This window comes from Delftia sp. WSY_16, from assembly GCF_043104415.1.
GTDB lineage: Bacteria > Pseudomonadota > Gammaproteobacteria > Burkholderiales > Burkholderiaceae_C > Comamonas > Comamonas tsuruhatensis.
This window is the reverse complement of the sequence record NZ_JBICKS010000018.1, coordinates 68,367-86,441: the sequence shown is the minus strand read 5'-3', so window position 1 is coordinate 86,441 and position 18,075 is coordinate 68,367. Positions and strand designations below refer to the sequence as shown.

The window sequence follows — 18,075 nt, the reverse complement described above, 5'->3', positions numbered from 1 at the left end:
TCCACCATCCCTGGCACAATGAAAAATCCAGTTTCGTGATTTTTTGGAAGACCAGTTGAAGTCCCATTTCGCCGCCGATACCGGGGCTGCGCCCAGCGCCCGCCGCATCCACGAATGGCTGAAATCCCAGATGGCCGACGGCAGCCTGGCCGTGGGCGCGCGCCTGCCTTCCACCCGCGCGCTGGCGCTGGACCTGGGTGTGTCGCGCACCACCGTCACGGCGGCCTACGAGCAGCTTGCGGCCGAGGGCTATCTGGAGACTGCACAGGGCGCCCGGGCGCGCGTGGCAGCTGGCGCGGAGCAGCGCAGCCGCGCGCCCCGCATTGCGGCTGCGGCGCAGGATTGCCGATCCCGCCTGTCTTCCTATGGACGGCGCGTGGATGCGCTGGCGCAGGCCCAGCCCGCTCGCGCCGGGGATGACGGGCCTGCCGTGATCGACTTTCTGTACGGCGCCCTGGCCTTTGATGACTTTCCCACGCTGGCCTGGCGGCGTGCCTACAACCGCGCCATCGTGCAGCGCCAGTCTTCCCTGTCCTACGACGCGCCCGAAGGCGAGCCGGCGCTGCGCATGGCGCTGCAAGGCTATCTGCGAAGGGCGCGGGGGCTTGTCTGTTCGGCCGATCAGATCGTGGTGGTGCAGGGCTCGCAGCAGGCCATCGACCTGTGCGCGCGCGTGCTGGTCGATCCGGGCGAGACCGTGCTGATGGAAGAGCCCTGCTACCTGATGGCGCGCCGCGTGTTCGAGGCCCAGGGCGCATGCCTGCAGGAAATGGCTGTCGATGAACAGGGCCTGGATACCTCGGCGCTGGTCGGGCGCCAGGCGCGTCTGGCCTATGTCACGCCATCGCACCAGTTTCCGCTGGGCGGCGTGCTGCCCATAGGCCGCAGGCAGCAGCTGCTGGCCTGGGCGCGCGCCACGGGTGCCTGGATTCTGGAAGACGACTACGACGGCGAGTTCCGCTACGGGCTGCGCCCCATCGACGCCCTGCAGTCCATTGACGAGGTGGGTTGCGTCATCCATGTCGGCACTTTCTCCAAGGCCTTGTCCCCGCAGATGCGCATGGGCTACCTGGTGCTGCCGCCGTCCCTGGTGCCCATTTTCCGGGAAGCCCGGCGGCTGGCCGACCGGCATGCGCCGCGCCTGGACCAGCTGGTGCTGGCCGCGCTGATCGAGGACGGCAGCTACGAGCGCCATGTGCGCGCCGCCCGCCGCCGCAACGAAGGCCGGCGGGCGGCATTGCTGCAGGCGCTGGAGCGGCACCTGCCGGGCGCGGTGCAGGTCGAAGGTTCGGCCTCGGGCCTGCATGTGGTGGCCTGGGTGCCTGCCGTGCACCAGCGCGATGAGATTGCCCTGATGCGTCTGGCGCGAGAGCGCGGCGTGGGCGTGCGCCCCATCTCGCCGCTCTATGCGGCCGGTGATGCCCATCGCCGCCAGTCCTGCGCCGGGCTGGTCCTGGGCTATGCGAGCCTGCAGCCGCAGGCCATCGAGCAAGGGGTGCTCAGGCTGGCGGGAGTGGTCAGGAGGTGGCAGGCCCGGCCCGCCACGCAAAAAAGCCCGTGACCGGCTTCCGGATCACGGGCTTTGGGTCGCATCGCCCCGAAAGGCACTGCGGCGAATACCGTTTTACTGCTGCTTGACCGCTTCGATGGACATCACCAGGCGCACTTGCTTGGGGAAGCCGTAGTCCACGCCGTAGTTCACGCCGAAGGCGGTGCGGTCGATCACGGCCTCGAAGTCGCCGCCGCAGGTCTCGCGCTTTTGCAGCATGGCGTTGGGGTAGCAGGTGAACTTGTTGGCCTTGATGGTCACGGGCTGGGTCTTGTCCAGGATGGTCAGCTGGCCGGTGACTTCCTTGAGCTTGTCGCCGTCGAAGACGAACTTGTCGGAGACGAACTTGGCCTGGGGGAACTTGGCCACGTTGAAGATGTCGGCGCTCTTGAGATGCTTGTCGAAGGCGGCGGTGCCCGAGCTCAGCGAGTCCATTTCCAGCACGACTTCGACCTTGCCGGCCTTGGCGTCACGGTCGAATTCCACGGTGCCGCTCTTCTTGTCGAAGCGCACGCGGTTGGTCGAGGCACCGTTGTGGTCGATCTCGAACGTGGCGAAGGTGTGCGTCGGGTCGATGGCGTAGGTTGCGGGAGCCGCCTGGGCAGCGGTGGCGAACAGGCCGGCAATGGCCAGGGCAAACACGGAAGTGCGCATGAAAGAACTCCTAGGTTGGGGTTGCACGAAACGGAAAAGAAAACGGCCAATCCTGGGCAAGAGTGCCGCTTACAGCTTGCCCACGCCGGTCAGGGCCAGCTTGAATTGCACCTGGACCTCGTCGGCCACCATGGAGGTATCGCCCCATTCGCCTTCGCCGATCTTGAACTGCAGGCGCTTGAGCGGCAGCGTGCCGGTGGCCGTGGTCGTGGTGCCGGACTGTGCCAGTTGCACGGGAATGCTCACGTTCTGGACCTGGCCCTTGATGCTGAGCTTGCCGTCCACCTGGTACTTGCCGCCGCCCAGCGCCTTGACGGCGGTGGAGTCGAAGACGGCCTGGGGGAATTTGGCGACATTGAACCAATCGGCCTTGGGCAGCTCGGCGTCGGTTTCCTTGGCGCCCATGGTGGCGCTGCCGGTGTCCACGGTGAAGCGGATCTTGCTGGTGTCGGGCTTGGCCGTGTCGAACTGGACCTGGGCGTCGAATTTCTTGAAGTGGCCCTGCAGGGGCACGCCCATCTGCTTGGCCGTGAAGTTCACGGCGCTCTGGGCGGGAACGAGCTTTTGCTCGGCCAGGGCCGCCTGGGAGGTCAGGGCCGCAGCGGCCAGGGCAATGGTGGTCAGCGTGGCGGAAAAGCGCATGGCAGGACTCCTTTGGGGGTCGGGAAACATTCGATAGGGGATGGCTGGGGCGCGCGCAGCGCGGTGCGCAGGCCCTGGCTGGGGGAGAAAACTCAGGCGCGGCCCGGCAGCATGCGGGAGATGAGGCCGTCGCGGTCGATGAACTGGTGCTTGAGGGCGGCGCCCACATGCATGGCGATCAGCGCGACCAGGGCCCAGGCCGCCCAGCCGTGCAGGGGCTTGAGGGTTTCGGCCAGCTCGGGGCTTGCGCTCACGAAGTCGGGCAGGGGCAGCACGCCGAGGAAGACGATGGGAAAGCCGGCCGCCGAGCTGTAGGCCCAGCCCAGCAGGGGCACGGCAAAGAACAGCAGGTACATGGCGTGGTGGGTGCCGTTGTGGGCCCAGTGCTGCCATTGGGGCATGGCGCGGGCCACGGAAGCGGGCAGCTCGGGCGGGCGATGGGTGATGCGCCAGACCAGGCGCAGCAGGCTCAGCGTCAACAGCGTGACGCCCAGCCACTTGTGCCAGTTGTAGAGCTTCAGGCGCGAGGGCGAGAACGGCAGGCCTGTCATGTACCAGCCCAGGGCCAGGGCGGCGATCAGGCCCAGTGCCAGCAGCCAGTGGGCAGCCATGGCCACGCCGTTGTAGCGCGTGGCTTTGGAGGAGGATTTTGCTGGCGCGTTGGCGCGGGCTGAGGACTCTGTCATGGATGGCGGCAGGCTTTGGAACCGTTCAGGGCCCCTGCAAAGGGGCCCTGGATGGCAAGAAAGGGTGCGGTGCGCTCTGCGTGGACTTCGTGCACTGCGGACAACGTGCAGTGTAGGAAGCGGCAAATCCAAAAGAGTTCAGCGGTATTGACGGCTCGATTCAAAAAAGATGAAGGCTCGCCGTGCCGCGCGGAGGGCTCAGGGCCGGGTCGGATCGGCGGGCAGCACGACCACGGCCTGCGCTGCCTGCTTCCAGGCGGCAGCCGCTGCATCGGCATCGCCGCGGTGCTCGGCCATCAGGGCCAGGCGCTGCCAGGCGCGGGTGCGCAGTGCGCTTTCCTGCAGGTGGGGGGCTGCGCGCAGCAACAGCTGCTGGGCCTTGCCCCAGAGCTGGCGCTGCACGCATGCCATGCCGGCCAGGTATTGCAGGCGGGCTTCGCGCGGATGGGCGTTGCTGGCCGCCTCGATGCGAGCCAGCCAGGCGCCGTCCAGGCCGTCCAGGCAGGGCTCCAGCACCTGGACCAGGCGCGGCAGGTGGGATTCGCTGCGCGGGCCTGCGTGGGACAGCAGGCGCTCCCACACGGGCAGCAGCCAGGCACGGGCCTGGGCGGCCTCGCCGCCCAGGGCCATGAGGCGCGATGCGGCCGGCAGCGCAATCTCGGGCATGGCGCGCTCTTCCGTGTCCAGCGACAGCCAGAAGTGCTGCAGCTGCGTGGTGTCGCGTGCCTCGTTGATGCTCTCCAGTACCAGGCCGCGCACCACGCTGGCGGCGGCCGCGGGCGAGAAGGCGCGGTGCTTGGCCAGCAGGCGCGCCGTGTCCAGCGCCGTCGATGTCTGGCCTGCCAGGCGCGATGCCTTCAGGCGGATGCGCAGCGCGATCGTGCGGCGTGCCGCGCCCTGTGGCAGTTCGGCCAGGCGGCGCAGCGCATCAGCTGCGTCGCGGTCGTCCAGGGCCCAGCGCGCGGCGCGCATCTGTGCGCCTTCGCGCATTTCCTGCTCCTGGGCGTTGCCCTGGGCCGGTGCGTTGGCCAGGACCTCACGCCAATGGTGGTCGCGCTGCTGGCGGTCCTGCAGTGCATGGGAGGCATCGGCGGCCACCATGTGGGCGGCGGCGCGCAGCCGCATGCCGTGCGGCACGGCGGCATGGGTCTCGGCCAGGGACTCTTCCATGGCCAGGGCCGCCAGCGCGGACTTGCGTGCGCGCAGGAAGCGGCCGGCCTGCTGGTGCGACAGGGCTTCCAGCAGGCTGTGGTGCATGGCGCGCTCTTTCTGCTGGCTGCGCCAGCGCCGCGCCTGGTGCGGCATCTGCAGCAGCGCGGCCAGCGCGCGCAGCGCGGCATACAGCAGCACGAAGGCCAGCACGATGATGGCAATGGCCAGGTTCAGTGACAGGTCCAGGCGGTAGGGCGCCCAGAACAGGGTCACCGTGCCCTGGTTGGAGCCCGCGAACAAGGCGGCCGCAACGGCCATGCCGAATAAACCGATCAACCACAGTGCAGCGCGCATTCGTCTGTCTCCCGGCTGCTCAGCGGCCTGCGGCCGCTGTTGCCAGCGCCGCCAGGGTTTCCTGCAGCGCAGGCTGTTCGGTGGTGCGCAGATTGGCCTGGATCTGCTGCAGCTGGGCCTGCACGATCTGGGTGCGCCGCGCGGCAGGATCAAAGTACTTGTTCACGGCCATCCCGGAAGCGGCCAGGTCGGCCCGCGCCGCATCCCACTGGCGCGACAGCAGGGCCAGGCGCGAGTTCAGCAGCTTGAGCTTGAGGTTCTCGCGCAGGAAATAGGCCTGTTCCGGCGCCAGCAGGATGGCGTCCGGGTGGTCTATGCGGCTGACGCGCAGCAGGTCCTGGGCTTCTTCGCGCACGGCCGTCCAGCCGCGCTCGCCCCAGGATTGCCACCAGCGCCATTCGGTGGGGCTGCCCTCGATGGGGGCGGGCTCGGGCTGGCGGGCCGCCTGGCCGGCCACGCCGCGATGGCGGCTGGCGCGTGGCTGGGCCACGGCGTTGAGCAGGGGCATCTCGTCGACCAGGCGCACCAGGTCCTCGATGCGCGTGAGCAGGCCGGCGGTGTCGGTCACGCTCATGCGGGCCAGCCGTTCCAGGTCGCGGTCCAGCGCACGCATGACCGGGGCCAGCCGGGGCTGGGCGGCGCGTTCAATGCGCTGGCGGGCGTTCTTGAGCGTGGCCACCAGCGGCTGCAGGCTGCCGGACAGCTCGGCCTGCTGCTGTGCCAGGCGGATGGAGGATTCGATGTCCACCACCAAGTTTTCGTCGCGCGAGCGCGACATGCTTTGCAGGAGTTCGTCGAGCTGCGTGCGCTGCAGAGACAGCTCGGCAATGCGCGCCTCCATGACCGAGGTGCGCGCCGCGCTATCGCGGGCCAGGTCCTGGGCATCGCGCGCCAGGGTGCGGGCCTCGACCGACTGGGAGCCGGACTGCGCGGACTGGCGCGCCAGCTGTTCCTGGATATTGCCCAAGCGCTGCCACAGCATGCCGCAGGCAATGAGCGCCGCGACGGCCACGGCGCCCACGCCGTAGACCAGGGCCGAGGAGCCGCCGCGCAGTTCTGCAGCGGGGCTGCTTTGGGCGGAGCCGGCTGCGAAGGCTGCTGCGGAGGATGCGGGCGTTAGGTCCTGCGGGGTGGGGCGGTCTTGCGCTGCGTCGGAACTCATGGCGACGATTCTATCGACGCAACCACGTCCTCCAGAGCGGGCCGGCATTGCTTGACATCTCCGAATCCCATGTGTCTTGCCTGGGCAGCGATTCGCTCGTGCGTAGCGAGCGCTCGCGCTTTTTGCCACGATTGGGCCGGCAGGAGCTGTTGCAGGTTGGCAACGGATTCGGCGCTGCTGAGCAGCCACAGCGTGCCATCTTCGGCCGCCTGGCGTGCCAGTGCCGTCTGGGCTGCATCCCAGGCAGGCAGTTCGCGCTGGTAGACGGCCAGCATTTCGACCTGGGCACCTGCCTCGCGCAGTCGGGCGGCCAGCCAATCGCGGCCGGCGCCTGCCGTGGCCGGCACGGTCCTGGGCGCTCCTGCCTGGCTGTCGCCGCGCACGATGAGCACGCGGTCGCCCGCATGGATCTGGTCATGCACGCGCTGCCATAGCGTTTCGGATTCGAACTGGGCGGCGTCCGGCGGCGGGCCGTCGATCTGTGCTGGCGCAATGCCCAGGGCCAGCAGCGCCTGGGCGGTGCCGGGGCCGGGCGTCCAGGCGCGGGTGGAGGCCGGAAGCCGTGCGGGGTCGGTGCCGAAGAAATGCTGGACGGCATTGCCGCTGACGAACATCACGGCGCGGTAGCCCGGGCCTTCGCGCAGCGCGTTGCGGGCGGCCTGCAAGGCCTGTTGCGTGGCCGCATCGCGGCAGGGGCCTATGGCCATCAGCGCCAGCGGCTGGGCCGGAAGGCCCCGGGCCTGCAGCGCATCCACCCACGCGGCCGCGTCATGGGCCGGGCGGGTGACGAGTATGCGCGGTGGCATGTGGGCGTGCCGTCTAGAGCTTGGGGGCCGGTTGGGCGCCCGCCGCCTGCAGCAGCGCAGCCACGTGCTGGCCCAGTGCGTCGGCACTGGCGATGTCGGTGACGGTGGCATCGGCGCGCACCTGCACCAGCGGCAGCCGGCCTTCCGGGTCTCCCCAGGCTGCGTCCAGGCGCAGTTGCTGGCCGTCGAAGGTGCCGTGCGCCGCCAGCGGCATGGAGCAACTGCCGCCCATGCAGCGGCTGACGGCGCGCTCGGCGGTCACGGTCAGCCAGGTGGTCTGGTGGGCCAGCGGGGCCAGCGCGTCGATCAGGTCCTGGCGGTCGGCGCGCACCTCGATGCCCAGCGCGCCCTGGCCTGCGGCAGGCAGCATGCCGGCGGGCTCGAACCTGGCGCGGATGCGGTCGGCCAGGCCCAGGCGCATCAGGCCGGCAGCGGCCAGCACGATGGCGTCGTAGTGGCCTTCGTCCAGCTTGCGCAGGCGGGTGTTCACGTTGCCGCGCAGCGGCTCTATCTTCAGGTCGGGGCGCAGGGCCTGCAGCAGTGCCTGGCGGCGCAGGCTCGATGTGCCGACGACGGCGCCCTGCGGCAGCTCGGCCAGCGCGGCGTAGCGATTGGAGACAAAAGCGTCGCGCGGGTCTTCGCGTTCCATCACGCAGGCCAGCACAAAGCCTTCGGGCAGCTCCATGGGCACGTCCTTGAGCGAGTGCACGGCGATGTGGGCGCGTCCTTCTTCCAGCGCCACTTCCAGCTCCTTGACGAACAGGCCCTTGCCGCCCACCTTGGACAGCGTGCGGTCCAGGATCTGGTCGCCCTTGGTGGTCATGCCCAGCAATTCCACTTCATGCCCCCGGGCGCGCAGCAGTGCCTGGACATGCTCGGCCTGCCACAGTGCCAGCTGGCTCTCGCGCGTGGCGATCACGATGGAGTGGGGGATCAGTGGTTTGGTATTCATCAGGAGCCTCGAGGGGAGCGCGGGATGCTAGCATGCTGCGCCGCAGTAAACCCGGCACCAGGACCGAAGCCCAAGCAAACCGATACGCTGACCGATTCCAGGAGATTCGTTGATGGCCACCGCCCCCCGCAAGAGCAATGCGCGAGATGACAGGCGTGATGACAAGCCTGTCCGCAAGACGGACAAGGACCTGCCGCTGATCGAGGACATACGCCTGCTGGGGCGCATTCTGGGCGATGTGATCCGCGAGCAGGAAGGCGTGGCGGCCTTCGAGCTGATCGAGCAGGTGCGCCAGCTGTCGGTGACCTTCCGCCGCGATGCCGACGAGACCGCCGACCGCGCGCTCAAGCGCCTGCTCAAGGGCCTGACCACGGACCAGACGGTGAGCGTGATCCGCGCCTTCACCTATTTCAGCCATCTGGCCAACCTGGCCGAGGACCGCCACCACATCCGCCGCCGCGCCGTGCACGAGCGCGCGGGCAACACGCAGGAAGGCAGCATCGAAGTGGCGCTGGCGCGGCTGCGCTGGGCCGGCATCTCGGCCGGTACCGTGGCGCAGACGCTGGCCAGGAGCTATGTGGCGCCCGTGCTCACGGCCCACCCCACGGAAGTGCAGCGCCAGAGCATCCTGGTGGCCGAGCGCGACATCTCCCAACTGCTGGCCGCGCGCGAGGACATCGTGGCCCGCGCCCAGCTGTACAACAGCGCCAAGGACGCGCTCACCCCGCGCGAACTCGAACGCAACGAGGCCCAACTGCGCGCCCGCGTCAGCCAGCTGTGGCAGACACGCCTGCTGCGCTACTCCAAGCTCACCGTGGCCGACGAGATCGAAAACGCGCTGTCCTACTACGAAGCCACCTTCTTGCGCGAGATTCCCAAGCTGTATGCGCAACTGGAGCAGGAGCTGGGCAACACCCTGCCCGTGCACAGCTTCCTGCGCATGGGCCACTGGATCGGCGGCGACCGCGACGGCAACCCCAATGTCACGGCCCAGAGCCTGGAGCTGGCGCTGTCGCGCCAGGCCGACGTGGCGCTGCGCCACTATCTGCGCGAGGTGCACTACCTGGGCGGCGAGCTGTCGCTGTCCCAGCGCCTGGCCGATGTCACGCCCGAGATGCAGGCGCTGGCAGAGCGCTCGCCCGACACCAACGAGCACCGCTCCGACGAACCCTACCGCCGCGCGCTCACCGGCATCTACGCGCGCCTGGCCGCCACGCTCAAGGTGCTGACCGGCGGCGAGGCCGCGCGCCATGCCGTGGCGCCGCAGAACGCCTATGCCTCGCCCGAGGAGTTCCTGGCCGACCTGCGCGTCATCGACGACTCGCTCAGCCGCAACCATGGCGAGGTGCTGGCGCCCCAGCGCCTGCGTCCGCTGATGCGCGCCGTGCAGGTTTTCGGCTTCCACCTGGCCACCGTGGATCTGCGCCAAAGTTCGGACAAGCATGAGGAGGTGGTGGCCGAGCTGCTGGCCACCGCGCGCCTGGAGCCCGACTATTCGGGCCTGCAGGAAGACGCCAAGTGCGCCCTGCTGGTGCGCCTGCTGGAAGAGGCGCGGCCGCTGCGCGTGGTGGGCGCCGACTATTCCGAGCATGCGCGCGGTGAACTGGCCATCTTCGAGGCCGCGCGCCGCCTGCGCGCGACCCTGGGCGCCGAGGCGATACGCCACTGCATCATCAGCCACACCGAGTCGGTCAGCGACCTGCTGGAAGTGCTGCTGCTGCAAAAGGAGGCGGGGCTGCTGCGCGGCACGCTGGACGACGGCGCCGTCTGCGACGTGATCGTCGTGCCGCTGTTCGAGACCATCGGCGACCTGCGCAGCGCCGCGCCCATCATGCGGCGCTACTTCCAGCTGCCCGGCGTGGCGGCCATGGTGCAGCGCAGCGGCGGCGAGCAGGACATCATGCTGGGCTACAGCGACAGCAACAAGGATGGCGGCATCTTCACCAGCAACTGGGAGCTGTACCGCGCCGAGATCTCGCTGGTCGAGCTGTTCGACGATCTGGCCGACAGCCATGGCATCAGCCTGCGCATGTTCCATGGCCGCGGTGGCACGGTGGGCCGTGGCGGCGGCCCCAGCTACCAGGCCATCCTGGCGCAGCCCCCGGGCACCGTGCGCGGCCAGATCCGGCTGACCGAGCAGGGCGAGGTCATCGCCTCCAAGTACGCCAACCCCGAGATCGGCCGGCGCAACCTGGAGACCCTGGTGGCCGCCACGCTGGAGGCCACGCTGCTGCAGCCGACCAAGCCGGCCACGCGCGCCTTCCTGGATGCGGCGGCGTTTCTGTCCGAGGCCAGCATGGGTGCCTACCGCGCCCTGGTGTACGAGACCCCCGGCTTCACCAGCTACTTCTTCAGCAGCACACCCATCCGCGAGATTGCCGAGCTGAACATCGGATCGCGCCCGGCCTCGCGCAAGCCCTCGCAGAAGATCGAGGACCTGCGCGCCATTCCCTGGGGCTTCAGCTGGGGCCAGTGCCGGCTCACGCTGCCGGGCTGGTACGGCTTCGGCGCGGCGGTGCAGGCCTTCATCGGGCAGCCGGGCAAGGATGGCAAGGCCCAGCTGGCCCTGCTGCAGAAGATGTACCGCCAGTGGCCGTTCTTCCGCACCCTGCTGTCCAACATGGACATGGTGCTGGCCAAGAGCGACCTGAACCTGGCCTCGCGCTATGCCGACCTGGTGCCGGACGCACGCCTGCGCCGCCGCATCTTCAGCGCCATCGAGGCCGAGTGGCACAGCACCGTCGATGCGCTGGCGCGCATCACGGGCGACAAGCAGCGCCTGGCCCACAACGAGGCGCTGGCGCGCTCCATACGCCACCGCTTTCCCTACATCGATCCGCTGCACCATCTGCAGGTGGAGCTGGTGCGCCGCTGGCGCGGCGGCCAGACCGATGAGCGCATCAAGACCGGCATCCACCTGTCGATCAATGGCATTGCGGCCGGCGTGCGCAATACCGGCTGATCGAGGGCGCGAGCGGGCCGGGAGGCCCCTCGCGCCGCCATGCGCAGGGCGCCGGCCGGCCGCCGTGTAGGATGTGCTTCGGACAGGGGCGCATGACTCCTGCCGGGAAGTGAAGGGTGGGAGCTTATGGGCAACAAGACGCCATGGCCGGGGTTCCCGGACATGCAACTGTTCCTGACGCAGCGCCTGGCCAGGCTGGCCGGTGCCAACTCCATGCGGGCCATACGCGAAGGCCTGCTCTGGCTGGTCCCATGCCTGCTGGTCTCGGCCCTGTTTCTCATACTGTCGGCGCTGGCGCAGATGTCCGGCCAGCCCGAGCCCGTGGTGCAGCTTCTTGCGGGCCTGCATGCGCAAATCGGCAGCATCCTGCCGTTGCTGGTGGCCGCCTCCATCGGCTACATGCTCTCCATACGCCACAGGCTGCCGCGCCTGCCGGTGACCTTTCTGTGCTTTGCCCATGTGCAGATGGCCATCTTCCTGCTGCGCGAGCATCCGCGCGCGGCGGCCACGCTGGTGCTGTTCATCGCCATAGCCTCGCCCCTGATCACCGTGCCGCTGATGGCCAGGCTCAGCGCCATGCGCTGGACGCGCATTGCGCGCACGGGCTTTGTGGGCGAGAACGTACGCGAGGTGATGAACCTGGTCGTGCCCGGCTCCATCGTCGCGCTGCTGCTGGTGGTGCTGCTGCTGGGCCTGCAGCAGGTGCTGCCCGATATCACCCAGGCCGAACTGCCGCTGGCCATCGCCACCCCCGAGAGCCCCTATCGCAGCGGGCTGACGCTGACGCTGCTCAATTCCGTGCTCTGGTTCTTTGGCGTGCAGGGCTACTACGCCATGCAACCCTTCTTCCAGGTGCTGGACCAGGCCGTGCTGGCCAACGCCGCCGCCGTGGCCAAGGGGCTGGTGGCGCCCTGGGCGCTCAACGGCGGCCTGATGGGATCCTTCGTCTTCATCGGCGGCTCGGGGGCCACGCTGTCACTGGCGCTGGCCGTGCTGCTGTTTTGCAAGGGGCGCGGCCTGCGCATGCTGGCGCTGGCCGCGTTGCCCATCTCCCTGCTCAACGTCAACGAGATCCTGCTGTTCGGCCTGCCGGTCATCCTGAACCTGCGCCTGCTCGTGCCTTTTCTGGCGGTGCCCGCCATCAACCTGGTCGTGGCCGTCACGGTGGTGCAGGCCGGCTGGGTGGCTCCGGCCTCGATGGTGCTGCCCCTGACCGCGCCCGTGGTCTTCAATGCCTACGTGAGCACGGGCGGCGACATGGGCGCCGTGGTGCTGCAACTGGCGCTGACGGTGTTGGGGGCGCTGGTCTATGCGCCTTATGTGCGCTCCATCGACCGGCTGGGCCAGGACGATGGCGCCATCGTGCTGCGCGCGCTGGACACCACGTTCTCCCGGCTGCCCGAGGAGGCAGGCCTGGTCACGCGCGATCCGCTGGTGCTGGCGCACGAGACCCAGGCCCGGCGCGAGACCATGCTGTCCCATATCCGCCGCATCAGCGAGTACGAATTCCACCTGGAATTCCAGCCCCAGGTCTCGCACCGCAGCGGCTTGTGCCTGGGCTGCGAGGCCCTGTTGCGCGCCCACGATTCGCAGGGCAGGCTGCAGCAGCCCGGCGGCTTTCTGCGCTGGCTGGGTGATGCCGGCCTGATGCGCGAGGTCGATCTGTGGGTGGCGGGCGCTGCCGTGCGCCAATGCCGGCTGTGGCGCCAGCACGGTTTTTCCCTGCCGATCAGCATCAATGTCACGGGCGCCACGCTGACATCGCCCGAGTACTGCTCGCGCCTGCTGATGCTGCTGGCGCAGGCCAGGGGCCAGGTGGGCGTGGAGATCACGGAGGAAGCGCTGGTGGGCGATGTGGAGGCGATCCGCAAGGCCATAGGCCAGATCCACGCGCTGGGCGCCAAGGTGGCCATAGACGACTTCGGCACCGGCTTCTCGTCCATGAGCTACCTGCACCAGTTCGACGTGGATGCCATCAAGATCGACCGCAGCTTCGTCGTGGCCAGCGGTCATGCCAAGGGCGCGCTGGTGCTGGACGGCCTGCTGCGCTTTTGCGAGGCGCTGCAGCTGAACGTGGTGGCCGAAGGCGTGGAGACCCAGGCGCAGCTGCAGGCCCTGGGCTTCGAGGGCGAGCTGCTGGTGCAGGGCTGGTACTTCAGCCGGGCCCTGCCGGGAGAGCAGTTGCCGCAGTTCGCCAGCGACTGCGCCGCCAGGGCAGGCGGCGAGACGGTCTGAATCCGTGCTGGTGCATCGCTGCGGCGATGCAGGGGCTCAATGCAGCATCAGGGAGCCGGCGCTCTTGCTCTTGCCGGCACGTGCGGGCGGATTGCACAGGCCGCACTGGTAGTGGCGCTCGTTCTCGTAGGGCTCGGTCACGAACTGGCCCTTGCACACGGAGCACTGGGTGCGGGTCAGCATCTGCGCATCGACAAACTTCACCAGGCGCCATGCGCGTGTGAAGGACAGCAGCGCCTCCAGCTCGGCGGCCTGGATCTGCTCGGTATAGAGACGGTAGGCCTTGGTCAGTTGTTCAACGGCATCCAGCTCGGCGCCCTTGGACAGGTATTCGTAGATATTCAGGAACAGCGAACTGTGGATGTTCTCCTGCCAGGTCAGGAACCAGTCGGTCGAGAACGGCAGCTGGCCCTTGGATGGCGACTTGCCGGCGATCTCCTTGTACAGGCGGATCAGGCGCTCGTAGGACAGCGTGGTCTCGGATTCGAGCACCTGCATGCGTGCACCCATCTCGATGAGCATGGCGGCACGCTCGATCTGCTTGGACTCGTTCAGGACACTTTTGACGGCGGTGGACATGGCGGGCTCCAGAGTTCTTCGGGCGGATCAGAGGACTTCGGAAACGCGGCTGGCCATCAGGATGTTGGCGTGCAGAGTATTGGTCGCACCGTTGCCGATCTTGTTGCTGCTGTGGTTGGTCAGCAAGCTCCAGACCATTTCGTCGTCCACGCGGAAGCTGGCGAGCAGGGTATTGCGCGAGGCCAGCTTCAGCACCTGGGCTGCCGACAGCGCGGCCAGCAGGTCGCAGGATTCTTCGTTCAGTCCCAGGCGGAACACCGCTTCCGCCTTGTCCTGGCGGATCAGGGTCTGGGCCAGCATCAGGTAAGTGAGGTTGGCTTCGCGGATTTCGGCAAGCAGCTGTTCATTGTTCATAGGACCATCCTTTGCATCTCGGCAGCCGCAACACCGGGGTAGAAACAAGATGTTCAACCTGTTGCGATCTGTTGGGATGGATTGTGGAGGAGGGTCCCTGGCCGTTGAAGTCGGGGCAGGTCTGCGCCGGATGTCTGGTTGTGAGACGGCGTTTGTAAGATTTACCTTACACCTGTAGCAAGGTTTGGATGACTCGATTTCGCCCGGCCTCTGCCGTCCGGGGGCCTGGGAGCAGGCCGCTGCAGTGGTGTTGTTGCATGTCGGCCTTTTGACACAGTGCTGTCATTGTGCAGCCTCCCAGGGGCGGGCATAAGCCGAATTAGCCGCGCTCCACCGGCCTCTTCGGGTCACTGCACCACTCGCTCCAGCTGCCCGCGAAAAGCCGTGCCGGCGGCAGTCCTGCAATGCGCATGGCCAGCAGGTTGGGCAGGGCGCTCACGCCGCTGCCGCACTGGTGGACCACGCTGGCCGGATCGCGGCCGGCCAGCAGCCGGTCGAACTCGGCGCGCAGCAGGGCGGTGGGCTTGAAGCGGCCGTCGGCCGCAATGTTTTCGGTGAAGGGCCTGTTCAGTGCGCCCGGGATATGGCCGGCCACGGGGTCCAGCGGCTCGACTTCGCCGCGATAGCGTGCCGGCGCGCGCGCATCGACCACGGTCTGGCCTGCGCTGCCCAGTGCATCGAGCACCTGCTGTGCCGTCACCAGCTGCTGCAGCGGCTCGTGCAGCTCGAAGTTGGACTGAAAGCGCGCGCTTTCCTCGCCCGATGCCACAGGCTGGCCTGCGGCCTGCCAGGCCTGGAGACCTCCGTCGAGCACGGCCACATCGCCATGTCCGGCCCACTGCAGCATCCACCACAGGCGCCCGCAGTAGTTGGCACCGTTGCGGTCATAGACCACGGCCTGCATGTCGTTGGAAAAACCGATCTCCGACAGCCACATGGCAAACAGCTCGCGGCTGGGCAGCGGGTGGCGGCCGCCCGAGGCTGCCTGCTCGCTGGCCGCCACGCTGCCATGTGCGCCGGGCACGCCGTGTTTTGCGCTGAGGTCATGGTCCAGGTCGGCGAAGACGGCGCCGGGAATATGCGCCTGCAGGTACTGCGCCTTGCCGGCCGTGGGTTGGGCCAGGTCGAAGCTGCAGTCAAAGACCATCAGCGGACGGCCGCCGGACTGCAGCGCGGCCAGTTCCTGGACGGAGATCAGGGTCTGGTAGGAGGAGGTGTTGGATGTCATGGATGCGGAACTCCGAAAGCCAGCGCAGGCGGCGGTGCGCCTGCGGCAAAAGGTCCGATCCATTATGCGACGGCCCCAGGCGGGCCGTCGCCGTCAGCCGCGTGAACGCAGGGCCGTGGCCAGTGCGCCGCTGGCCACGATCAGCACGATGCCGGCCCAGCCGATCAGCGGCACGCTTTCGCCGAACAGCGCCAGGCTCAGCAGGGCGGCAAAGACGATGCCCGAGTACTGCAGATTGGCCACCACCAGGGTATTGCGGCTGTTGCCGGCCGAAGCGTAGGCCGCCGTCATGCAGACCTGGGCCACGGCAGCCAGCACGCCCACGGGCAGCAGCCACAGCGCGCGCCAGCCCGGCCAGGCGGACACGCCCGTGAAGCACATGGCCAGGGCGCCGGCCACGGCCGAGCCCAGTGCGAAGTAGAAGACCACGCGCGCCTCGGGCTCGCCCATGCGCGACAGCGTGGCCACCTGCATATAGGCCATGGCGGCGAACACCCCGCCGATCAGGCCGCCCGCGCTGGCCACGAATTCCTGCGGCGCCGCGCTGGGGCGCAGCACCAGGATCACGCCCACGAAGCCCAGGGCCACGGTGGCGACCAGGCTCCAGGGAAACGGCGGCAGTGCGCGCAGCGCATGCGATTCGGGCTGGCGGCGCAGCTGGTGGCGCAGCAGCAGGCCCTGGCCGATCAGAAACACCGCCATCCAGATGCTGCTCATGGAGTTGAAGGTGGCGGCCGTAGCCAGCGGCAGGTGGCCGATGGAGTAGAACCAGGCGCCCATGGAAGTCACGCCCACGAAGCTGCGCCAGGCATGCTCGCGCGGGTAGCGCGTGGCCAGCGAAATGCCCTGGTGGCGCGCCAGCCACCACAGCGCCACCATGCTGACCAGCCCGCGGTAGAAGACGATCTCCGCCGCGTTGAAATCCTGGGAGGCGAACTTCACACACACACTCATGACCGCAAAGACGAATGCGGCCGCCACCATCCACAGGGCTTGCATATTAATGACCGGATAGAGCCGCACAAGGACCGCGGCGCTGGACGAGAAAAGGGTTGGATTTTGTTTTTGGCGCATGCCGCCTGGCTGTCTACGGCCCGGGGCCGCGGCAGGGGCACGCGCAAGGCACTGTATTGCATAAGCCAAGACATTGGGTCTGCCTCGGGATGCATTGCAGTCGCCAGCCCTGCCCATTGGGCACACCAGGGCGCTTGCATTCAGAAGAGCTGTGCGGCGGGCCTGCCGCTCGATGAAGGCGGCCCGATGCAGGAGGCCCAATGCAGACGGCCCGCACGAATGCGGGCCGTCGGAAGAGCCGGAGCCGATCAGCGTGCGGGGACTGCGTCGCCCATCACGCCGCGATACCACTCATGGAAGTGCTGCATGCCGTCTTCCATGGGGCTCTGGTAGGGGCCGACCTCGTTGTCGCCGCGCTCGTACAGCGCCCTGCGGCCGGCGTCCATGCGCTCGCCGATCTCGTCGTCCTCGATGCAGGTCTCCATGTAGGCGGCCTTTTGCGCCTGCACGAATTCGGGCTCGAAGGCGGCGATCTCTTCGGGGTAGTAGAACTCGACCACGTTCAGTGTCCGGTCCACGGCCAGCGGGTGCAGGGTCGAGACCGTGAGCACGTGCGGATACCACTCCACCATGATGTGCGGGTAGTAGGTCAGCCAGATCGCTCCGCGTTCGGGCAGCTCGCCGTTGCGGTAGGCCAGCAGCACGTCGTGCCACTTCCTGTACGTGTCCGAGCCGGGCCGGGCAAAGCCGGGCGCCACGCCCACGGTCTGCACCGAGTACTCCCTGGAAAACTCCCACTGCAGGTCATCGCAGGTCACGAAGTTGCCCAGGCCCGGATGGAACGGGCCCACGTGGTAGTCCTCGAGGTAGACCTCGATGAAGGTCTTCCAGTTGTAGTTGCACTCGTGCATCTCGACATGGTCGAGCACGAAGCCCTCGAAGCTCAGCTGCTCGCGCAGCTTCATGCCGGCGAGGTCGGCCTCGATGTCGCGGCCGTTGTCCTCGAACAGCAGGCCGTTCCACTCGCGCAGCCGGTAGTTGTTCAGGTTCAGGCAGGGATCGTGGCTGAAGTGCGGTGCGCCCAGCAGCTCGCCGCTGGTGCTGTAGGTCCAGCGGTGCAGCGGGCAGACGATGTTGCCCCCCGCATGGCCCTTGCCTTCGGTCATCAGGTTGCCCCTGCCCTTGAGCATCACGGCCTGGCGGTGGCGGCAGACGTTGGAGATCAGCTCCACCTGCCCCCTGGCGTTGCGCACCAGCGCACGGCCTTCCTTTTCCTGGGGCAGGGCGTAGTAGTCGCCTATCTCGGGAACGGCCAGTTGGTGGCCCACGTAGCGCGGGCCGCGTTGAAAGATGGTCTCCAACTCACGCTGGAACAGCGCAGGGTCGAAGTAGCTGGAAACTGGTAGTTGGCTTGCGGCCTGCTGCAGTTGAAGACTTAAATCAGACATGGATGACCTGACCTAAAGACTCCCCACAGGGAGGGTGCGCGTGCGCACGGGATTGGAAAAAGCAAAACCGGCCGTTCCTGGACATGGAGACAGGCTTCACGACTTGAAAACAAGCGGCGCCCGAGGCGTCCTGTCTTGTCGGTGAGCCCGACCGCATGCCTAGGCAAGGGGCCGGTTTGGCGGGGAATGGGATTATAGCCCGTGGGGTTATTTCCGGATGCCCGGTACGTGTATTGCAAGCGGCCGATGGCGCCTGTCAAGGGCTGTCCGGTTATTGGCGGCGCGGTCGCGGAGGGAC

General features: G+C 68.0%; 15 protein-coding genes. 3 read left to right on the top strand and 12 right to left on the bottom strand.

Translation table 11 applies throughout. The features are described from left to right. Positions 1–55: 55 nt before the first annotated feature. Complete coding sequence (locus ACF8O7_RS08610) at positions 56–1,561, top strand: PLP-dependent aminotransferase family protein (protein ID WP_392443127.1); 1,506 nt, start codon at positions 56–58, stop codon at positions 1,559–1,561. Positions 1,562–1,624: 63 nt separating this feature from the next. Here the strand turns inward: ACF8O7_RS08610 and ACF8O7_RS08605 are convergent, their stop codons facing one another. The 7 genes from ACF8O7_RS08605 to hemC all read right to left on the bottom strand — a co-directional run bounded on the left by ACF8O7_RS08605 (position 1,625) and on the right by hemC (position 7,957). Then, positions 1,625–2,203, bottom strand: coding sequence for a YceI family protein (locus ACF8O7_RS08605; protein WP_016448945.1), 579 nt, complete (start codon positions 2,201–2,203; stop codon positions 1,625–1,627). A gap of 69 nt (positions 2,204–2,272) precedes the next feature. Beyond that, complete coding sequence (locus tag ACF8O7_RS08600; protein WP_016448944.1) at positions 2,273–2,845, bottom strand: YceI family protein; 573 nt, start codon at positions 2,843–2,845, stop codon at positions 2,273–2,275. A 92-nt stretch (positions 2,846–2,937) separates the two neighbouring features. Beyond that, the gene (locus ACF8O7_RS08595) at positions 2,938–3,531 is read right to left on the bottom strand and encodes a cytochrome b (protein WP_046986499.1); all 594 of its coding nucleotides are present in this window, start codon (positions 3,529–3,531) and stop codon (positions 2,938–2,940) included. A 198-nt stretch (positions 3,532–3,729) separates the two neighbouring features. After that, positions 3,730–5,037 (bottom strand): heme biosynthesis HemY N-terminal domain-containing protein, encoded by a 1,308-nt coding sequence (locus ACF8O7_RS08590; RefSeq protein ID WP_133072810.1) that lies wholly within the window; start codon positions 5,035–5,037, stop codon positions 3,730–3,732. A 19-nt stretch (positions 5,038–5,056) separates the two neighbouring features. Continuing rightward, positions 5,057–6,199 (bottom strand): uroporphyrinogen-III C-methyltransferase, encoded by a 1,143-nt coding sequence (locus ACF8O7_RS08585; protein ID WP_034348890.1) that lies wholly within the window; start codon positions 6,197–6,199, stop codon positions 5,057–5,059. Next, the gene (locus tag ACF8O7_RS08580; protein ID WP_392443123.1) at positions 6,196–7,005 is read right to left on the bottom strand and encodes a uroporphyrinogen-III synthase; all 810 of its coding nucleotides are present in this window, start codon (positions 7,003–7,005) and stop codon (positions 6,196–6,198) included. The genes ACF8O7_RS08585 and ACF8O7_RS08580 overlap by 4 nt, the downstream gene beginning before the upstream one ends. A 13-nt stretch (positions 7,006–7,018) precedes the next feature. Then, entirely contained in the window at positions 7,019–7,957 is a 939-nt protein-coding gene (gene hemC, locus ACF8O7_RS08575) for a hydroxymethylbilane synthase (RefSeq protein ID WP_392443121.1), read from the bottom strand. Between the two features lie 112 nt (positions 7,958–8,069). On the opposite strand from hemC, the gene ppc reads away from it, so the two are divergent. Both ppc and ACF8O7_RS08565 read left to right on the top strand, forming a co-directional pair. After that, positions 8,070–10,919 carry a phosphoenolpyruvate carboxylase gene (ppc, locus tag ACF8O7_RS08570; RefSeq protein ID WP_017406380.1) on the top strand — a complete coding sequence of 950 codons (2,850 nt, stop codon included), beginning with the start codon at positions 8,070–8,072 and terminating at the stop codon, positions 10,917–10,919. 126 nt (positions 10,920–11,045) lie between these two features. Further along, positions 11,046–13,154, top strand: a complete 2,109-nt coding sequence (locus ACF8O7_RS08565) for an EAL domain-containing protein (RefSeq protein WP_016448937.1) — start codon at positions 11,046–11,048, stop codon at positions 13,152–13,154. Between the two features lie 36 nt (positions 13,155–13,190). Here ACF8O7_RS08565 and flhC read toward each other — a convergent pair whose 3' ends face one another. From flhC to ACF8O7_RS08540, 5 genes are all read right to left on the bottom strand, one after another. Further along, positions 13,191–13,733, bottom strand: a complete 543-nt coding sequence (gene flhC, locus ACF8O7_RS08560) for a flagellar transcriptional regulator FlhC (RefSeq protein ID WP_016448936.1) — start codon at positions 13,731–13,733, stop codon at positions 13,191–13,193. A 27-nt stretch (positions 13,734–13,760) separates the two neighbouring features. Beyond that, positions 13,761–14,087: a flagellar transcriptional regulator FlhD gene (gene flhD / locus ACF8O7_RS08555; RefSeq protein ID WP_012204159.1), complete on the bottom strand. Its 327-nt coding sequence runs from the start codon at positions 14,085–14,087 to the stop codon at positions 13,761–13,763. A gap of 319 nt (positions 14,088–14,406) precedes the next feature. After that, a complete protein-coding gene (locus ACF8O7_RS08550; RefSeq protein WP_392443119.1) occupies positions 14,407–15,315 on the bottom strand; it encodes a sulfurtransferase in 909 nt (302 codons plus the stop codon). A 93-nt stretch (positions 15,316–15,408) separates the two neighbouring features. Next, a complete protein-coding gene (locus ACF8O7_RS08545; protein WP_016452492.1) occupies positions 15,409–16,314 on the bottom strand; it encodes a DMT family transporter in 906 nt (301 codons plus the stop codon). Between the two features lie 323 nt (positions 16,315–16,637). Beyond that, positions 16,638–17,777 carry an aromatic ring-hydroxylating dioxygenase subunit alpha gene (locus ACF8O7_RS08540; RefSeq protein ID WP_016448933.1) on the bottom strand — a complete coding sequence of 380 codons (1,140 nt, stop codon included), beginning with the start codon at positions 17,775–17,777 and terminating at the stop codon, positions 16,638–16,640. Positions 17,778–18,075 lie beyond the last annotated feature (298 nt).

What these genes read in the sequence shown, in the direction of transcription:
- ACF8O7_RS08605 (WP_016448945.1), bottom strand. Translation starts at nt 2,203, where the DNA reads ATGCGCACTTCCGTGTTTGCCCTGGCCATTGCCGGCCTGTTCGCCACC.
- ACF8O7_RS08600 (WP_016448944.1), bottom strand. Translation starts at nt 2,845, where the DNA reads ATGCGCTTTTCCGCCACGCTGACCACCATTGCCCTGGCCGCTGCGGCC.
- ACF8O7_RS08595 (WP_046986499.1), bottom strand. Translation starts at nt 3,531, where the DNA reads ATGACAGAGTCCTCAGCCCGCGCCAACGCGCCAGCAAAATCCTCCTCC.
- ACF8O7_RS08590 (WP_133072810.1), bottom strand. Translation starts at nt 5,037, where the DNA reads ATGCGCGCTGCACTGTGGTTGATCGGTTTATTCGGCATGGCCGTTGCG.
- ACF8O7_RS08585 (WP_034348890.1), bottom strand. Translation starts at nt 6,199, where the DNA reads ATGAGTTCCGACGCAGCGCAAGACCGCCCCACCCCGCAGGACCTAACG.
- ACF8O7_RS08580 (WP_392443123.1), bottom strand. Translation starts at nt 7,005, where the DNA reads ATGCCACCGCGCATACTCGTCACCCGCCCGGCCCATGACGCGGCCGCG.
- hemC (WP_392443121.1), bottom strand. Translation starts at nt 7,957, where the DNA reads ATGAATACCAAACCACTGATCCCCCACTCCATCGTGATCGCCACGCGC.
- ppc (WP_017406380.1), top strand. Translation starts at nt 8,070, where the DNA reads ATGGCCACCGCCCCCCGCAAGAGCAATGCGCGAGATGACAGGCGTGAT.
- ACF8O7_RS08565 (WP_016448937.1), top strand. Translation starts at nt 11,046, where the DNA reads ATGGGCAACAAGACGCCATGGCCGGGGTTCCCGGACATGCAACTGTTC.
- flhC (WP_016448936.1), bottom strand. Translation starts at nt 13,733, where the DNA reads ATGTCCACCGCCGTCAAAAGTGTCCTGAACGAGTCCAAGCAGATCGAG.
- flhD (WP_012204159.1), bottom strand. Translation starts at nt 14,087, where the DNA reads ATGAACAATGAACAGCTGCTTGCCGAAATCCGCGAAGCCAACCTCACT.
- ACF8O7_RS08550 (WP_392443119.1), bottom strand. Translation starts at nt 15,315, where the DNA reads ATGACATCCAACACCTCCTCCTACCAGACCCTGATCTCCGTCCAGGAA.
- ACF8O7_RS08545 (WP_016452492.1), bottom strand. Translation starts at nt 16,314, where the DNA reads ATGCAAGCCCTGTGGATGGTGGCGGCCGCATTCGTCTTTGCGGTCATG.
- ACF8O7_RS08540 (WP_016448933.1), bottom strand. Translation starts at nt 17,777, where the DNA reads ATGTCTGATTTAAGTCTTCAACTGCAGCAGGCCGCAAGCCAACTACCA.